Genomic DNA, 14964 nt, shown 5'->3' with positions numbered 1-14964 from the left:
AACCAAGGAGCATCTCTCGTGACCGCCCACACCCCCCTTGCCGGACTCCGCATCGTCGAGGTCTCCAGTTTCGTCGCCTCCCCCCTGTGCGGGCTGACGCTCTCCCAGCTGGGGGCCGAGGTGATCCGGGTCGACCCCATCGGCGGGTCCGCCTGCTACAAACGCTGGCCGGTCACGAGTGACGGTGAGAGCATCTACTGGACCGGTCTCAACCGCGGCAAGCGGTCCGTGGCCGTCGACATGCGCAGCCCCGAGGGGCAGCGACTGGTCCAGCAACTGGTCGCGGCCCCCGGTGCGGGCGGCGGAATTCTCGTCACCAACTCCGGTGGTCGGAACTGGCTCGCCCACGACGCGCTCAGGGCCCTGCGCTCGGACGTCATCACCCTCGAAGTCCTCGGTGGCACCGACGGTTCCCCCGCCGTCGACTACACCGTCAACGCGGGGCTCGGTTTCCCGTCCATCACCGGTCCCACCGATCATGCCGGCGTCGTCAACCACGTCCTCCCCGCGTGGGACGTGGTGTGTGGGCTGTATGCCGCACTGGCCGTCGCCGCCGCCGTCCGGCACCGCGACGGCACCGGCGAGGGTACCCACATCCGCCTGCCGCTCGAAGACGTCGCGCTCGCCACCGCCGGTACACTCGGCTACCTCACCGAAGTCCAGATCAACGGCAGCGGACGGCCGGCGACCGGAAACTCCGTCTACGGCACGTACGGAACGGATTTCACCACCAGCGACGGCGAACGATTCATGATCGTGGCCCTCACGCCCCGCCATTTCCGCGACCTGGTCGCCGTCACCGGAACCACCGCCCCCGTCGAGGCACTGGCCGCCGCACTCGACGCCGACTTCGCCCGCGAGACCGATCGCTTCACCCACCGCGACGTCCTCACCGCCCTGTTCGCCCGCTGGTTCCGCGAACACACCGCAACCGAAGTGGCCGAGGCACTCTCGAAGACGTCCGTGCTCGCCGAGCGCTACCGCACCTTCGAGGAAGTCGTGAAGTCCGGCGAACTCGAGAAGAACCCGATGTTCGCCCCCCTCGATCAGCCACGCATCGGCACCTACCTTGCCTCCGGACATCCCGCATCGTTCGACGGCCACCACCCCACAGTCACCCCCGCCGCCGCAGTCGGCGACGACACCCGCAGCGTGCTCCGAGACCTCCTCGGCAGCTCCGACTCCGACATTGCCAAACTCCTGGACACCGGCATCGTCGGGGGGAAGTGACGCGGAGTCGACTCCCGAGACTGTCACTTTCTCAATGTGATTCGGCGGATCGAGGTCTGACCAGTAGAGCAATGGTCGCAGCCAAGACGCCGCCGCAGAGAACACCGGCAAGCGCGGTAGCCCACCGTTGTCCAACCGAAGCGTCCGTGGAGGTCAGTGCGCATACCATCATCGCCGCCGACCCTGCCAATGGCAGGATGACGGACCAGCTGAGAAACCGGCTGGTGCCGTTGCGGAATCGCAGGAGCGACGGGGGAATCAGTATGTTCGAGACAATGAGAAGCACAATGCCGACGTAGAGCAGAGCGTTCATTGCTTTCCTATCACAGGGCAGTGGACGGTCAGGGCGAACACCTAGCTTGCGGGGCGGGTAGGGTATTCCCGCCGGCTTCACTGAGTGTTCCATCGATGCCCGGCTGCAAAGATGGTGAACCCCTACCAAAATCTCCAGCTGGTTGAGCAAGTATCGCCGGTGCCCTAGAGACCCTCCATCTCCACTACCCGCAATGCAAGCGCCACATCCAGGCGAAGAATCGGATCTGTCGTGAACGGGCCGACGATGCTCTCCAACTTACCGATCCGGTAGCGCAGCGTGTTGTAGTGGAAATGCAGAACGCGTGCAGTTTCGGCGACGTTGCAGTTGGTGTTCAGGAGTTCCTGCAGCGTCTGGCGGAGATCGATCATCTCGTCGGTGTCGCCGGCCAGTGAACCGAGGATCTCGGTGGCGAACGCTTGGAGTTCAGCGCTGTCGTCGACCAGCGAGAGCAGTCTGTGGACGCCCAAGCTGTCGAAGTGTGCGACAGAACCGTTCCCGCGCATGCGCCGTACAACCGTCACTGCGATTCGTGCTTGATCGTACGCTTGCGGAATGTCGGCCACGGAGCCGATGACGCGACTTATTCCGGTGCAGAACGAATGCCTGCCGCCTCCACGGTCACCGGTCACGGCCGCGATCAGATCGTCGATGACGATTCGTGCATCGTTGTCGCCCACCGGCATCAACGCCACCACTTCATGACTGAAGCCAACTACTGGGGCACGCCGGTCCCTGCGACGCACCACCTGCTGCCAGGCAGCTGTGAGCCGCTGTTGCGGCAATCTTCCGGCGGCCGGCGGACGTGTCGCACGGTCGGCGGGAGCGGCGTCCGGGTCGAGCTCCGCGACGACGACCACCATGCTGCGGTTCAGGTCCCATTCGAGCTGCGCGCAATGCTCCATGATCTGGGCAGTCGTCCCCGCGGTCCCGTTGAGAACATCGCGCAGGAAGTCGCCATGAAACTTCGATTCGACCGCCGACACCGCGAGCTGCTTGGTAACCGCCAACGCAACAACGGTTGCGGCACGCTCCAGTGCTTGCATCGTGACGGGGCCCAATCCGCCGTCTCCCACGAAGGCGACGATGGCGCCGTGGTCGGTCCCGCCGGCGCAAACGGGTGCGACGGCGATCTGGCCTGCCTCGGTGCCCGGCGCCGACTGCAGGCCGTGGTGCAGTCGCTCGGTACGAAGTCGGCCGGTCGGGTCGAACAGCGGCAACCCCTCCAGCGCCTGCAGTGCGGCCGTCGCACCAGCGGTCGCGTTCACTCGCCCGTCGGGCGTGCAGATGAGCACCGCGGCGTCGAACAGCACGGCGACCTCGTCCGCTATCTGCGGCAGATCGCCGCCTTCGAGGACGATCTTGGTCAAGGCACGGTGCATGCGGTCCGCAACGTCGAGGGCGAATGCCTGACGATCGACGAGGTGTGCGAACACCTCCGACATCACCTCGTCGAATCCGATGTCGTGTGGGATGAGAAACAGCGGAACGTCGAGACGGTCAGATGCCTCGAGCATCGCGGCGGGAAGATCGCCGAGGTACCGGCCCTCCTTCACACCGAGCGCTGCCGCGCCGCGCTGGGCGAGGCCTTCGATGAGTTCGACCAGAGCCCCGGGATCGAACGGCTCACCCGAGTCGGCATGTCGCAGAGGGAACCCGGTGGTGAGCAACAGCTCGTTCGGCTTTACCCACGGCAGTATGTCCGGCACCTCGATGACGTTGACTCGGAGAACGATCTGCTCCAGGCCGCGGGCCCCCGCGATCAGCTGCGAGCCGGCCAGGCTGGGCAGGGTCAGCAGCTCCCGAATCGTCAGCGCGTAGCCAGCGGGTGCCGGCAAGTCACGTTTATGCGAGTGCTCCTTGTTGGCATCATGTTTCAGGAGCAAACCGTACTCCGACGACGATCCGGCAGCTGCGTCCACAGTCCGGCTCAGCTCGAGAGGAGCGCGGGCGGAAGCACACGCTCCACCCACTTCGTTGCCTGCTCGTACGCGTAGGAAAGTTGGAGAACAGCTCGGTCTGCGCCGTGTCGTCCGATGATCTGGATTCCCATGGGGAGCCGGCGGTCATCGAAACCGACCGGCATCGCAGCAACCGGGAGGCTCGTCATCGTCCACGGTGCGACGGTTTCCATCCATCGGTGATATGTATCCATGGGCCGGCCGGCGATCGTTGCAGGCCAGTGTGTGGCCTTGTCGAACGGAAACACCTGGGCACTGGGCGCGAGGATGTAGTCATAGGTTTCGAACATCTTGGTGACGGCCGTCTGCCAGTCGTTCCGGGCCGCAGCAGCTTTGGTGATGTCGAGCGCGGAGAGTGCGCGTCCGTGCTCCATCTCCCACACGAATTCGGGCTTCATCTGCTCGCGTGTCTGCGGGTCGTCGTAGAGGTCGGACAAGCCGAGTTGCGCCCACCAGCGCCATCGCAGAAAAAGCTGCCAGATGTCTTCGGGCTTGTAGTCGGGGAGCGCCGCCTCGACGCCGCAACCGATGTTCCGGAACGCATCGAATGAGGACTCGCACAGCTCGAGGACCCCGGGTTCGGTCGCCAGGTACCCGCCCCAGTCACCCACCCACGCGATCCGAGTCCCGCGGAAGTCCCGCTCGAGGCTCCGGGTGAATACCTCGGGGTCCTCGTCGATGCCGAGCGGGGCGTTGGCGTCGGGGCCTGCCATCGTGGACAGAAGGTGCGCCACATCTGCCACCGACCGTCCCATCGGACCGACAACCGCGCCCTGAGCGATGAAGCCGGACTCTGGAATGCGACCCCACGAAGGGCGAAATCCCACAACATTATTGAAGGCTGGCGGATTTCGCAGTGAGCCCATGTAATCACTGCCATCGGCGACCGGGACCATCCGCAACGCCAGGGCCGCAGCAGCACCGCCGCTACTTCCACCGGCGGTCCGTGAGGTGTCGTACGGTGTCGCCGTCGTGCCCCATACGGGGTTGTACGTCTGGGACCCGAGCCCGAACTCGGGGGTATTGGTCTTGCCGATAATGATGGCACCGGCCGCCTTGATCCGGGTGACGAACAGGTCGTCCGCGTCGGCGATCCGGTCGGCGAAGATGGGCGATCCGGAGGTGAACGGCAGTCCCTCGACCGCGGAGAGGTCCTTGACTGCGTGCGGGAACCCGTGCATCCAGCCACGGTATTGCCCGTCGGCCAGCTGGCGGTCCCGCTCGCGCGCTTCGGTCAGCAACTCGTCCCGGTCACGCAGGGCAACGATGGCGTTGACACTGCGATTGTGCAATTCGATGTGGTCGAGATAGGCAGTCATGACGTCGACGCACGACACCTCGCGTCTCTTGATCAAACCGCTGAGCGTCAATGCATCACACATGACGAGCTCTTCGTATTCGTGCGGCCGGCACGAAGGTCCCAGGCGAGTGTTGCCGGACTCGCCTGCGTTGACGGGGTCGATGACGTGTGTCACTGGTGAACCTCTCCACGGTTTCCGAACGAATACCGGCGAACGCCGATGTGCACGAACTCTGACCGTTGCATCGGTCAAGTCGGCGGTTGGTGCGGTCGAGGATGCGCCGCGGTCCGGCTTCCGGCCGCGGCGCTGCCTCATTCACGTTGTGACCGAGAACTATTGGCCGAGGTCGACGATGGCGGCAACGGGGCCGCCGCCCTCCGGCCCCTGGTGTGCAGCCGACACAGACACGAATACCGCCGGGTCACCCGTAACCGACGACGCGACACCGCCCACGCAGGACTTGATCTGGCGGTGCCAGTGCACATCCGAGTCGTCGAGCATCGCGTTGCGGCGGTTACGTACCGTCCCGTCCTGACTCGCTTCGCACTTGAGGAAGACGTTGACGAGCTGGCCGTCCAGGTCGCTCGTGTGGGGCCGCTCGGGCAGCTCGAGTCCCGCATCCCGGATCGCGGCCCAGATGCCGTCCTGATCGAGCGGATCCTTCATCACGCTGTGCCCGATCCGGTAGCGGCCGCCGACACCGCGCGCGTTTCCCACGACAACGATCTGAGCCCTGTCCAACTCGACACCCGACGAACAGGATGCAACCGACGAGAAGAGGTCGCGGCGGTGCATGACATCAGCGTCGCTCGGCATTTCGATCTCGCCGAGCGCGACGGCAATCCCCAGTGCCGTACAGCCGTTCGACAGGTCCATCGACTCGTGCGTTTGCTCGGTCCACACCGTCTCGCCGCGGCTCTTGGCGTCTCGGATGGTGTGGATCGTCAGCAACGGCGTCTTCGTCTGCACGTAGTGCACGTCGGCGGGGTCGGTGATGCCGGCATTGTCCATTGCCATCTTCACCGCCGCCGCCACCTTCGTGATCATCGGCGTGCGACCGATGTCTTCGGGCAGGAGCTGCTCACTCATCGAGACACCGACGGTCAGTCGCGGCTCATCGGTCTTCGTCGCCTTTCCCGCCGGCACGGTTGCGAAGATCGTGGCGTGCGGGCTGATCACACCGTCGGTACCGCCGGACCAGACAATGGGCACCTGGGCCACCTCGTCCAGGCTGCGGCTGCCCCTGGCGGAGAGGACCTCACGGAAGGCCCGGTCCGCGATGATGCGTGTGTAATCGTTGACGCCGCCGTTGCCCTCGGTCTTGCCGATGACTGCGACGACACGGTCCGCTTCGAGCGCGCCGTCGTCGATGAGCTTTGCCAGTTCGCTGGCGTCGGAAACGCTGTGCAGCGGAACCTTGCGGACCTCGATTGCTTCGGGCATTGACATCTCCTCTGGGTGGGGCTAGCAGGGTGGAAAGATCAGGCGGTGACGACCACCCGTCCGCCCGATCTCGACGAATCGGCATGCGGGTCTTCGACTTCGGCGTCGATGATCACCGCCTCGCCGGAAGTCACCACCTATCGTGCGGATCGCCGGGAACCCGATCACAACTCTCACGCCGCCCACGCTATGAGGACGAGCATCTTCGAGCACTGGCAATGTTTGCCCAAACCCACGATCCCATTGGGCACATTTGACCAGCGCAGCTGGTGACAGCGCCGTGCGCCCCGGAGAGTCGTCGACGCTCCGCCTCGGTCGGCAGGCCGAAGCAACGGGTCATGCGGCGTAGGTTGCAGGCGCCGTTGTCGCACGGACGAGGTCGTCGTCTCAATCCCGATAGGTTGCGGGGGGTGGGCCCGCGATCGGCCCGAGTGATCCGGCCAGCCACCGGTCGTAGAAGCGCATCCAGGTGCCGTCCGCGCGCATGCGGTCGAGGGTGCCGTTGACGAACCGAATCAGGTCGTCCTTGTACTTGTTGACACCGATTCCCCAGTGCTCTTCTCCCTCCATCGGTGGACCCACGATCTGAAAATTCGGGTCCTGAGACACGAGCCCGGCAAGGAGTGAGTCGGACGTGCTGGTCGCGTCGGCCTGCCGTTTCTGCATGGTGACGAGGCAGTCGTCCCAATCGGGGACCGCGACGATCGTGGCGTCCGGCGCCACTCGTTGGAGGGTGGGCAGCGAGGTGGTGTCGATAAAGGTGCAGACCCGTTTTCCGGCCAGGTCCGCCGGTCCGGTGATGTCGGAGCCCAGCGGGACGAGAATGCGCTGGAAGGCGCGGAAGTACTCGGTGGAGAAGCCGACGCGTTGGGCGCGTTCGCAGGTGATCGCGGTGGCATGAACGACGAGGTCGACGTCGTTGTGCTCGAGCGCGGTGAACCGGCCGGCGGAGGTGAGCAGGCGGAACTCGACCCGGTTCGGATCGCCGAAGATGTCCCCGGCGATCTCCTTCGCCGTGTCGATGTCGAAGCCTTGCAGGGTCCCCGTGGTCGGGTCGCGGAAGCTGAACGGGTTCGTGTTCTGGTCGACGCCGACGATCAACCGGCCGCGCGCCGCGATCTCGGCCAACGACCCACCGGGCGGCATCTGCCCCGGCGGGGGTTGCGGGCCGGGCCGCAGGCTCGCGAGCGCCCCGCACGACTCGGGCGGTGGTGACTCGGGGGGCGGAGTGCCGGGTGGGATGATCTGTGCCCCGTTCGTCATCGGCCGGGTGGTGTACGTGCCCGTGACGGTCGGGGTGAGCGGGTCGGGTGCGGCGCAGCCGGCGAGGACGGCGACGGCGAGCACGCCGACGAGATGCCGGGCACCTGGTCTCGCCCCCGGTCGCGAATGCCTCGTCTGCGTCATCAGTGGTACTCGTTCAGTCTCGGCCAGATACCTCCGCCGACAGCGAATCCGCAGGATACGCCGATAACCATGCTACCGATGGCCAGTGCCGACATTGATCGATAGACATTCGACACGGCGTCGGCCTCGTCGGCGCGGAGTTGGTCGATCGCGTTGCGGAGGGCCTCGTCGAGAGCGGCAAATTGCGCCGCCGATGTGCCGGTGCCCGATCCGGCGGCGATCGACTCGGCGGTCGGGTAGTCACCGCGCTCGAGTGCGATCTCGATATCCCGATGCGCGGCCCGCCAGCCGTCGAAAGCCGTCCCGGCGTCGCCGATGTGAGCGGCGGCATCGCGACCGTGCGCACTGTCCCGCTGCCGGGTGAGTTCGTCGGACAGCGCCTGGGAGTGTTGCACGTAGTCGATCTCCGACTGGGTGTCGGATCCGCGTTGCACGATGGCGAGGGTTTCGTCGGCGCGGGCCTGCTGCGCCAGGATCCGGGCGCGGGCGATCATGTCGATGGGTTGCGTTCCTTCCGTCCTCGCGTGCTCGCTCGCCGACGTCGACACCAGACTGGCCACGATCAGCCACAGCAGGAGGCCGGCCATGAGCAGGGAGGCGACAGCGAGTCCGGGATTGAACCGGCGCTTGCTCTTCCGTACGAGATACAGCTGGGAGAGAACGAGGACGACGAGGGCGGCCGCGGTGACCGTGAAGGCGGTCGCGGGCAGTTGAGCCGTGTGCGTCTGGGTCTCGGCGACCGCCTCGGCCTGATGGACGTAGAGCCGCTCCGCCAACGGGAGGATGGTGTTCTGCATGAGCGCGGACGCGTCGGACAGATACGCCACACCCACCGGGTTACCGGACCGGTCGTTCGCCTGAGCCGTGGCGACGAGGTTGAAGTACTCGGCGAGGTTCCGCACCACGTCCGACAACAGGGCCAGCGAATCGGCGTCCTGCGACGACACCCCGTTCGTCGCTGTGACCAGCGCGTTCGACGCGTCTCCGACCGCCTGGGTGAACTGCTCCGCGCCGGCAGCCGAGTTGGCACCGTTGCCGGAGACGAAGGACGTGGTGGCTGCGGCATCGGCGATCGACAGCGAGCTGTACAGGGCCTGCGCGGCGTTCGCCAGAGGCTCGGTGTGGGTGCGCAGTGTCTCGACGCGCTGTTGCCGCGCGCCGACCGCCGCCGACGTGATCGCGCCCGCAGCGATGACGACGGCAATGAGCACGATCCCCAACACCGTCAGCCGGCCGGGCGTGGATGCGAGAAATTCGACCCACGGACGGTGGCGGGCTTCGGACTCGACGAGCAGGTCCTCGTCGAGTGTCGCGGTTTCGGTGACGACGTGGTCGCCGCGGTGGAACATCCGGTCCTCCTGCATCGCCTCCGAGGTTCCGGTGAGCACCGATCCGGACCGCGTGGCTTGCCTCAAGTGTGCACCGGCGGAGCCGTTCGACGGACCCACTCCGAAGGACAGGGCACCGGCTGGGGTGCGGCGATACAGAGCCGGCGTATCCCAAACTGGTCCACTACAACAAGCGCGACAAGGGCGGCCACTTCGCGGCCTGGGAACAGGCCCAACTCCTCGAGGAAGAACTGCGCACCGGCCTCGGGCTGCTTCGGTAGGGGCAGTGACGTCGAGCGTGGGTTCCCCGCCCGCGCTCGGCGGGGCAACCCGTAGCTCACCGTCGTGCGGCCCGAGGATGATGAGGTGGTGATCATCGAACGCAACTCGGTCGTCGGGGCGCCGATCGGACAGGTGTGGGCCAGGGTCGTGGATCCCGAGGGCATCAACGACGAGATGCGCCCGTGGATGACGATGAGCATTCCGCGCGGTCGGGAGTCGATCACCATCGATACCGTTGCGGTAGGGCAGCCGCTCGGGCGGGCGTGGCTGCGGTTGTTCGGGCTCGTCCCGTTCGACTACGACGACCTCACCATCGCCGAGCTGGAACCGGGTCTGCGGTTCCACGAGAAGTCGACGATGCTCAGCATGCGCCGGTGGGAGCACGAACGCACGCTGCGACCCTTCGACGACGGGACCACGGGCGTCCACGACCGGATCACGTTCGAGCCGAGACTTCCGCTGGTGCCGCTGACGCCGGTGCTCACGCGCGTCCTCGGTGCGTTCTTCGGGCACCGGCATCGCCGTCTGGCGCGGCACTTCGGCTGATGGCCCTCGCCCGATGTCACACCGGCGCAGTCGAACTGAACCAGTGTGACATCGGGCGCGGCGCCGAGCGTGGACAACGTCAGCGTGCCGTGTAACCACCGTCGACGACGAGTTCGGACGCCTTGACGTTGCCGTCGAAGATCTGGTCGAACTCGGCGACCGACGCCTCGTGGGACGGCGCGGGCCTGCCGATGATGCCCGCGCAGTCGACCAGGATGTCGGGAATCCCCACGGTCTCCACGACTGCCGCGACGATGTCGGCAACGCTGGCCTCGAGTCCAGGAAGATCAGCGGAACGGAACCGGCCCGAGATCGCCCAGAGGGCGCCGGCGATCCAGACGGGGCGTCGTCCGATGCGATCCGACAGCTGAGCGTGAGGGTGCTGGCGCCTGCCGCCTCACCGCCCGCCGAGAACCCCTGCGCGAGGCGGCACAGGACGAGGAGGATCGGGCCGCGATTCCGATCTGTTCGTACGTGGGCAGGAAACCGATCGAGCGCGCTGCCGCGCACCCCTCGGACGAACGGGACGCCCGTTGCGTCAGATCGAACGAGCGTCCCGTTCGTCCGGCAAAAGTCCGGCAGGAGTCCGGCAGGAGGCGACTGCTACGGCTGCGCAGGCGACAGCTCCCAGCCGGTGCTCATGTCCCGGGCGAGGTCGGGGACCCGCCGCAGCACCCGCTGGCTCTCGACGAAGTCGCGGAACGGGACGGCGAGCAGCGCCCGCAGTTCTCCCGGGCGATCCTCGGCGAGCCGCTGGTAGGACGTCGCGATGTCGCTGACGATGTATTGCCAGCGCGGGTCGCGGTCGGCCCAGTTGAACGCGGGCAGCGGCGCGCGGAGACGGTAGTTCGCGCCGTCGGAGTCGCCGGTCACCACCATCGGCGCCGCTTTCCCCGGCGCGCGAGAGCCGGGAACCGAGGGCTGCGCCGCAAGAGTGGTGGCATAGGTGAGCGCCCGGCCGACACCGTTCCGGGCGGCGGCGGTGACGTCCCACTGATCGGCGATGATCTGATTCTGTTCGCGCGACGCCATCCGGAACAGGGCGTCGACGTATCCCGACGATGTTCCCGAAAATATTCCGTTCCAGGCGATCTCGGCGTTCTCGTCCAGCAGGCCGGCGGCGGCCATCTCCTCGACGGCGGCCCGGCCCCCGGTCAGGTACGCCTCGTGCATGGGCACCATGTCGAAGTAGATGTGCTTCTGCATCATCAGCAGACGCTTCTGGTACCAGTCCAGGTCTTCGGGGGTCATCGCCGGACCGACGGTGGCCAGCGTTCTGGGGTCCGCGGGCAGGAGTGTCATCGCCTCGCCGGGCAAGCCACCGAACGTGGACGCGACGGCGTTGCCGAGCGCATGGACAGCGTCCACACCGAGCACGGTCCGGCCGAGGTCGAGGTCCCAGAACCCCGCGGCGAACGACCCGCCCGCCAGCCCGGCCATACCGGACCAGTAGAGCTCGGCGCGTTGGAGTTGGTATCGGCCGTAGTTCTCGTACACGTGGTCGACCACCGCGGCGTTGGCGACGAGGCCGGCGTTCGGATCCCATGCGGCCAGGTCGATTCCCGACACCTCACTCCCCCGCGAAAGCCAATACTGTTGCAGCAAGGCCGCATACCGCGCCGGAGCAACGCCGTCGGCGCGGGCGGCGGCCAGGGCGGCACCGAGCACCCGGGAGTCGGTGGGCAGCCGAGGGTCGAGCCCGCCGATCGATTCCGCGGCCGCATTCGCGGGCGTGATGTCGAGGAGGGCGTCGTAACCGGCCGCGTGCGTGAGAGGCGGCGTCGGCACCGCTAGCACGACGACGCCCAGCAACGCGACGAGCACCGTGCGGATCGTCGCGGTCCGGACCCACGGTGGCGGGCAGTGCACAGCACCGGGCATGCCAGATATTTAACAACATATATGTGATGCTGTCCGGCGTTTACCCGAATTCCTCCCACGTCAGTGCACGTGAGTGACAAAGCGTGACCCGGCACGCAACGGCACTCACGTGGGGTGCGGACCGAGCCTGCCCAGGACGGCCGAGAGAATGGTGTGCGCGCTGGCGATGACGGATTCGATCGGCTGCGGGTTCTCCGCCAGCACCCACTGCTGGGCGATCAACAGGACGGCACCCACCAGGCCGGTCGCGAGCGTCCGCAGGTGGGAGTCGGGGAATGCTGTCCGGTCGACGGCCGGACCGATGACAACGAGAACCGCGTCGACGAACGAGCGGGTGACGCGGCGGTAGGCGATGTCGACCTCCGGTCCGACGCCCAGGACCTCCTGGAACGCGATCCGCGGGATGCGTGGGTCGTCGGCGACGGACTCGAAGAACGCGGTCAGCGCTCCGCGGACCCGGGCGTCCAGATCGGCTCCTTCGGCCGCACCGCGCAGAACGCTGTCGCGCAGGCGGTCGGTGACGCTGGCGTACGCGGCCAGCAGCAGGGCCTCGCTGCCGTCGAAGGACTCGTAGAAGTAGCGCTTGGTCAGCCCCGCCGTGGAGCAGATCTTCTCGACCGTCGCGGTGCGGTATCCGCTGGTCCCGAACACTTCGACGGCAGCGTCGACGAGCCGCACGCGGCGGTCTTCCTGGCGCTGCCGGGGGCCCGCACCGCGGTAGGTGCGGCCCGACTCGTCGAGTCTGGGCGAACTCACTACCCAATATTGACACCGCACAGTTCCAGATACAAACTGACACTGAACGGTGCCAGATCACTCGTCAGGAGATCCCATGCCCACGCTCAGGAACAAAGTCGCACTCGTCACCGGCGCCGCGCGTGGCATCGGAGCCGAGACGTCGCGCGCCCTCGCACGCAGGGGCGTCAAGCTGATCCTGCTCGATCTGGACGCCGAACCGCTGAAGGCCCTTGCCGCCGAACTCGGTGACGACGTCGCGCTCGCCGTGGCCGCGGACGTCTGCGACCTGGCCGCCGTGCAGAAGGCCGTCGACGCCGGTGTCGCGAAGTTCGGCGGCATCGACCTCGTTCTCGCGAACGCCGGCATCGCCAGTTACGGCTCGGTCATGCAGGTCGATCCGGCCACATTCAAACGGGTCGTCGACATCAACATTCTCGGCGTCTTCCACACGGTCCGCGCCGCACTGCCGTCCGTGATCGAGCGCAAGGGTTACATCCTCGTCGTCTCGTCATTCGCCGCATTCGCGCCCGCACCGGGACTCGCCGCGTACAACGCCAGTAAGGCCGGGGTCGAACACTTCGCCAACACCCTCCGCCTCGAGGTCGCCCACCGCGGGGTCACCGTCGGCTCGGCCCACATGTCATGGATCGACACACCGCTCGTCCAGGATGCGAAAGCCGACCTCACCGCGTTCAACCAACTTCTCGCCGCCCTGCCGGGACCACTGGGCAAGACCACCTCGGTCGACTCGTGCGTCGACGCGTTCGTCGACGGCCTGGCCAAGCGGAAACGCCGGGTCTATGTGCCCCGTTGGGTCGGAATCTTCGCCTGGCTGAAGGCCGTCGTGACGTCGCGCGTCGGCGACCGCAGCCTGCTGCCCCACGTCCCGGAGATCCTGCCGCGGATGGACGAGGAGGTCGCGAAGCTCGGCCGGTCCACCAGCGCACGTAATGTCGCTCTCGACGACGTCGCCGTAGACCCCAAGTAGCCACCCTTCCCACCGAGCGAGAGAGTGTTCATGTCACACACCGATACCGCCGCCGACACCCCCGGCGCGCAGGCTCGCGTCGAGCATCTCGACGTGCTGATCGTCGGCGCCGGACTGTCCGGGATCGGTGCCGCCTACCACCTGCAGGACAACTTTCCGCGCCGGACCTACGCGATCCTGGAGAGCCGCGAATCGATCGGCGGCACGTGGGACCTGTTCCGTTACCCCGGCATTCGGTCCGACTCCGACATGTACACGCTCGGCTACCGGTTCAAGCCGTGGGAGAACGACAAGTCCATCGCCGACGGCCCGTCGATCCTCGAGTACGTCAAGGGCACGGCAGCCGAGCACGGAATCGACCGGAACATCCGGTTCCGGCATCGGGTGACCCGGGCGGAGTGGTCCACCGCGGACTCGCAGTGGACGGTCGACGCCGAGCGCACCGATACCGGTGCGACCGTGCGGTTCACCGCGAACTTCCTGATGTCCTGCAGCGGCTACTACCGCTACGATGAGGGCTACACCCCCGAGTTTCCGGGGATCGACCGGTTCGCCGGGCAGGTCGTGCACCCGCAGAAGTGGCCCGAGGACCTCGACTACGCGGGCAAGCGCGTCGTCATCATCGGCAGCGGCGCCACCGCGGTCACCCTGGCGCCGTCGATGGCCGCCGAGGCCGCGCACGTCACGATGCTGCAGCGGTCGCCCACCTACATCATCTCGATGCCGGCCAAGGACAAGCTGGCCAACAAGCTGCGGCGCCACCTGCCCGCGCGCCTCGCGTACGCTCTCACGCGGCTGAAGAACGCATCCGTCGCAACGGCGATCTATCAACTGTGCCAGCGGTACCCGGAGTTCATGAAGGGGCGCATCCGGCAACTCCAGGAGAAGTGGCTGCCGAAGGGCTACGACATCGACACCCACTTCACGCCCCGCTACAACCCGTGGGACCAGCGACTGTGCCTCGTGCCCAACGGGGATCTGTTCCGATCCATCCGGAACGACGAGGTGTCGATCGTGACCGATCACATCGACACGTTCACCGAAACCGGCATCACGCTGAAGTCCGGCGACGAGCTCCGGGCCGACATCGTCGTCACGGCAACAGGTTTGAATCTGCTCGCGTTCGGCGGGATGGCCCTCGCTGTCGACGGCCGCGACATCGACCTCACCGAGACCATGGCGTACAAGGGGATGATGCTCAGCGGCGTGCCGAACTTCGCGTTCGTCATCGGCTACACCAACGCGTCCTGGACGCTGAAGGCCGACCTGGTGTGCGAGTACGTCTGCCGCCTGCTGGCGCACATGGATGCCAACGGATTCACACAGTGCGCCCCGGAGCGGGACAGTTCGGTCGACGAGGAACCGTTCCTCGACTTCGCCGCCGGGTACGTGCTGCGGTCGGTGGAGTCGTTCCCGAAGCAGGGGTCGAAAGCGCCGTGGCGCCTGCGGATGAACTACTTCCGCGACCTGGTGATGCTGCGGCACGGCAAGCTCGTCGACGACGCCATGCGCTTCGCGCCCGTGAGTACTTCGTGACCGCCGGCGG

The 14964-nt window shown here is 66.7% G+C and carries 12 protein-coding genes; 4 read left to right on the top strand and 8 right to left on the bottom strand.

Features of this window, described 5'->3' with window-relative positions; all coding sequences use genetic code 11:
• Positions 1-18 precede the first annotated feature (18 nt).
• Positions 19-1230 (top strand): CoA transferase, encoded by a 1212-nt coding sequence (locus tag H0B43_RS21690; RefSeq protein ID WP_185726064.1) that lies wholly within the window; start codon positions 19-21, stop codon positions 1228-1230.
• Between the two features lie 477 nt (positions 1231-1707).
• Here H0B43_RS21690 and H0B43_RS21685 read toward each other — a convergent pair whose 3' ends face one another.
• The 5 genes from H0B43_RS21685 to H0B43_RS21665 form a co-directional block, all read right to left on the bottom strand.
• Entirely contained in the window at positions 1708-3381 is a 1674-nt protein-coding gene (locus tag H0B43_RS21685; protein ID WP_252189738.1) for a PucR family transcriptional regulator ligand-binding domain-containing protein, read from the bottom strand.
• Between the two features lie 92 nt (positions 3382-3473).
• Positions 3474-4979 (bottom strand): amidase, encoded by a 1506-nt coding sequence (locus H0B43_RS21680; protein ID WP_397517454.1) that lies wholly within the window; start codon positions 4977-4979, stop codon positions 3474-3476.
• Between the two features lie 159 nt (positions 4980-5138).
• Positions 5139-6248: a ring-opening amidohydrolase gene (locus H0B43_RS21675; protein ID WP_185726065.1), complete on the bottom strand. Its 1110-nt coding sequence runs from the start codon at positions 6246-6248 to the stop codon at positions 5139-5141.
• 387 nt (positions 6249-6635) lie between these two features.
• Entirely contained in the window at positions 6636-7655 is a 1020-nt protein-coding gene (locus H0B43_RS21670) for a glutamate ABC transporter substrate-binding protein (RefSeq protein WP_185726066.1), read from the bottom strand.
• Complete coding sequence (locus tag H0B43_RS21665) at positions 7655-9004, bottom strand: hypothetical protein (protein WP_185729855.1); 1350 nt, start codon at positions 9002-9004, stop codon at positions 7655-7657. Before H0B43_RS21665 ends, H0B43_RS21670 begins: the two co-directional genes overlap by 1 nt.
• Positions 9005-9352: 348 nt before the next feature.
• Here H0B43_RS21665 and H0B43_RS21660 point away from each other — a divergent pair, with 348 nt between their 5' ends.
• On the top strand, positions 9353-9811 hold the full coding sequence (locus H0B43_RS21660) for a hypothetical protein (protein WP_185729856.1): 459 nt from the start codon (positions 9353-9355) through the stop codon (positions 9809-9811).
• A 79-nt stretch (positions 9812-9890) separates the two neighbouring features.
• On the opposite strand, the gene H0B43_RS21655 is transcribed toward H0B43_RS21660, so the two are convergent.
• The 3 genes from H0B43_RS21655 to H0B43_RS21645 all read right to left on the bottom strand — a co-directional run bounded on the left by H0B43_RS21655 (position 9891) and on the right by H0B43_RS21645 (position 12448).
• A complete protein-coding gene (locus H0B43_RS21655; protein WP_252189740.1) occupies positions 9891-10052 on the bottom strand; it encodes a hypothetical protein in 162 nt (53 codons plus the stop codon).
• A 362-nt stretch (positions 10053-10414) separates the two neighbouring features.
• Complete coding sequence (locus H0B43_RS21650; protein ID WP_185726067.1) at positions 10415-11692, bottom strand: hypothetical protein; 1278 nt, start codon at positions 11690-11692, stop codon at positions 10415-10417.
• A gap of 105 nt (positions 11693-11797) precedes the next feature.
• Entirely contained in the window at positions 11798-12448 is a 651-nt protein-coding gene (locus tag H0B43_RS21645; RefSeq protein WP_185726068.1) for a TetR/AcrR family transcriptional regulator, read from the bottom strand.
• A 76-nt stretch (positions 12449-12524) separates the two neighbouring features.
• Here H0B43_RS21645 and H0B43_RS21640 point away from each other — a divergent pair, with 76 nt between their 5' ends.
• Complete coding sequence (locus H0B43_RS21640) at positions 12525-13418, top strand: SDR family oxidoreductase (protein ID WP_185726069.1); 894 nt, start codon at positions 12525-12527, stop codon at positions 13416-13418.
• A 30-nt stretch (positions 13419-13448) separates the two neighbouring features.
• Positions 13449-14954, top strand: coding sequence for an NAD(P)/FAD-dependent oxidoreductase (locus tag H0B43_RS21635; RefSeq protein WP_185726070.1), 1506 nt, complete (start codon positions 13449-13451; stop codon positions 14952-14954).
• The last annotated feature ends 10 nt before the right edge of the window (positions 14955-14964 follow it).

This window comes from Rhodococcus sp. 4CII (assembly GCF_014256275.1).
GTDB classification, from domain to species: Bacteria; Actinomycetota; Actinomycetes; order Mycobacteriales; family Mycobacteriaceae; genus Rhodococcus_F; species Rhodococcus_F wratislaviensis_A.
Note: the sequence above shows the minus strand (reverse complement) of the source record. Positions and strands in the feature narration are given on the sequence as shown.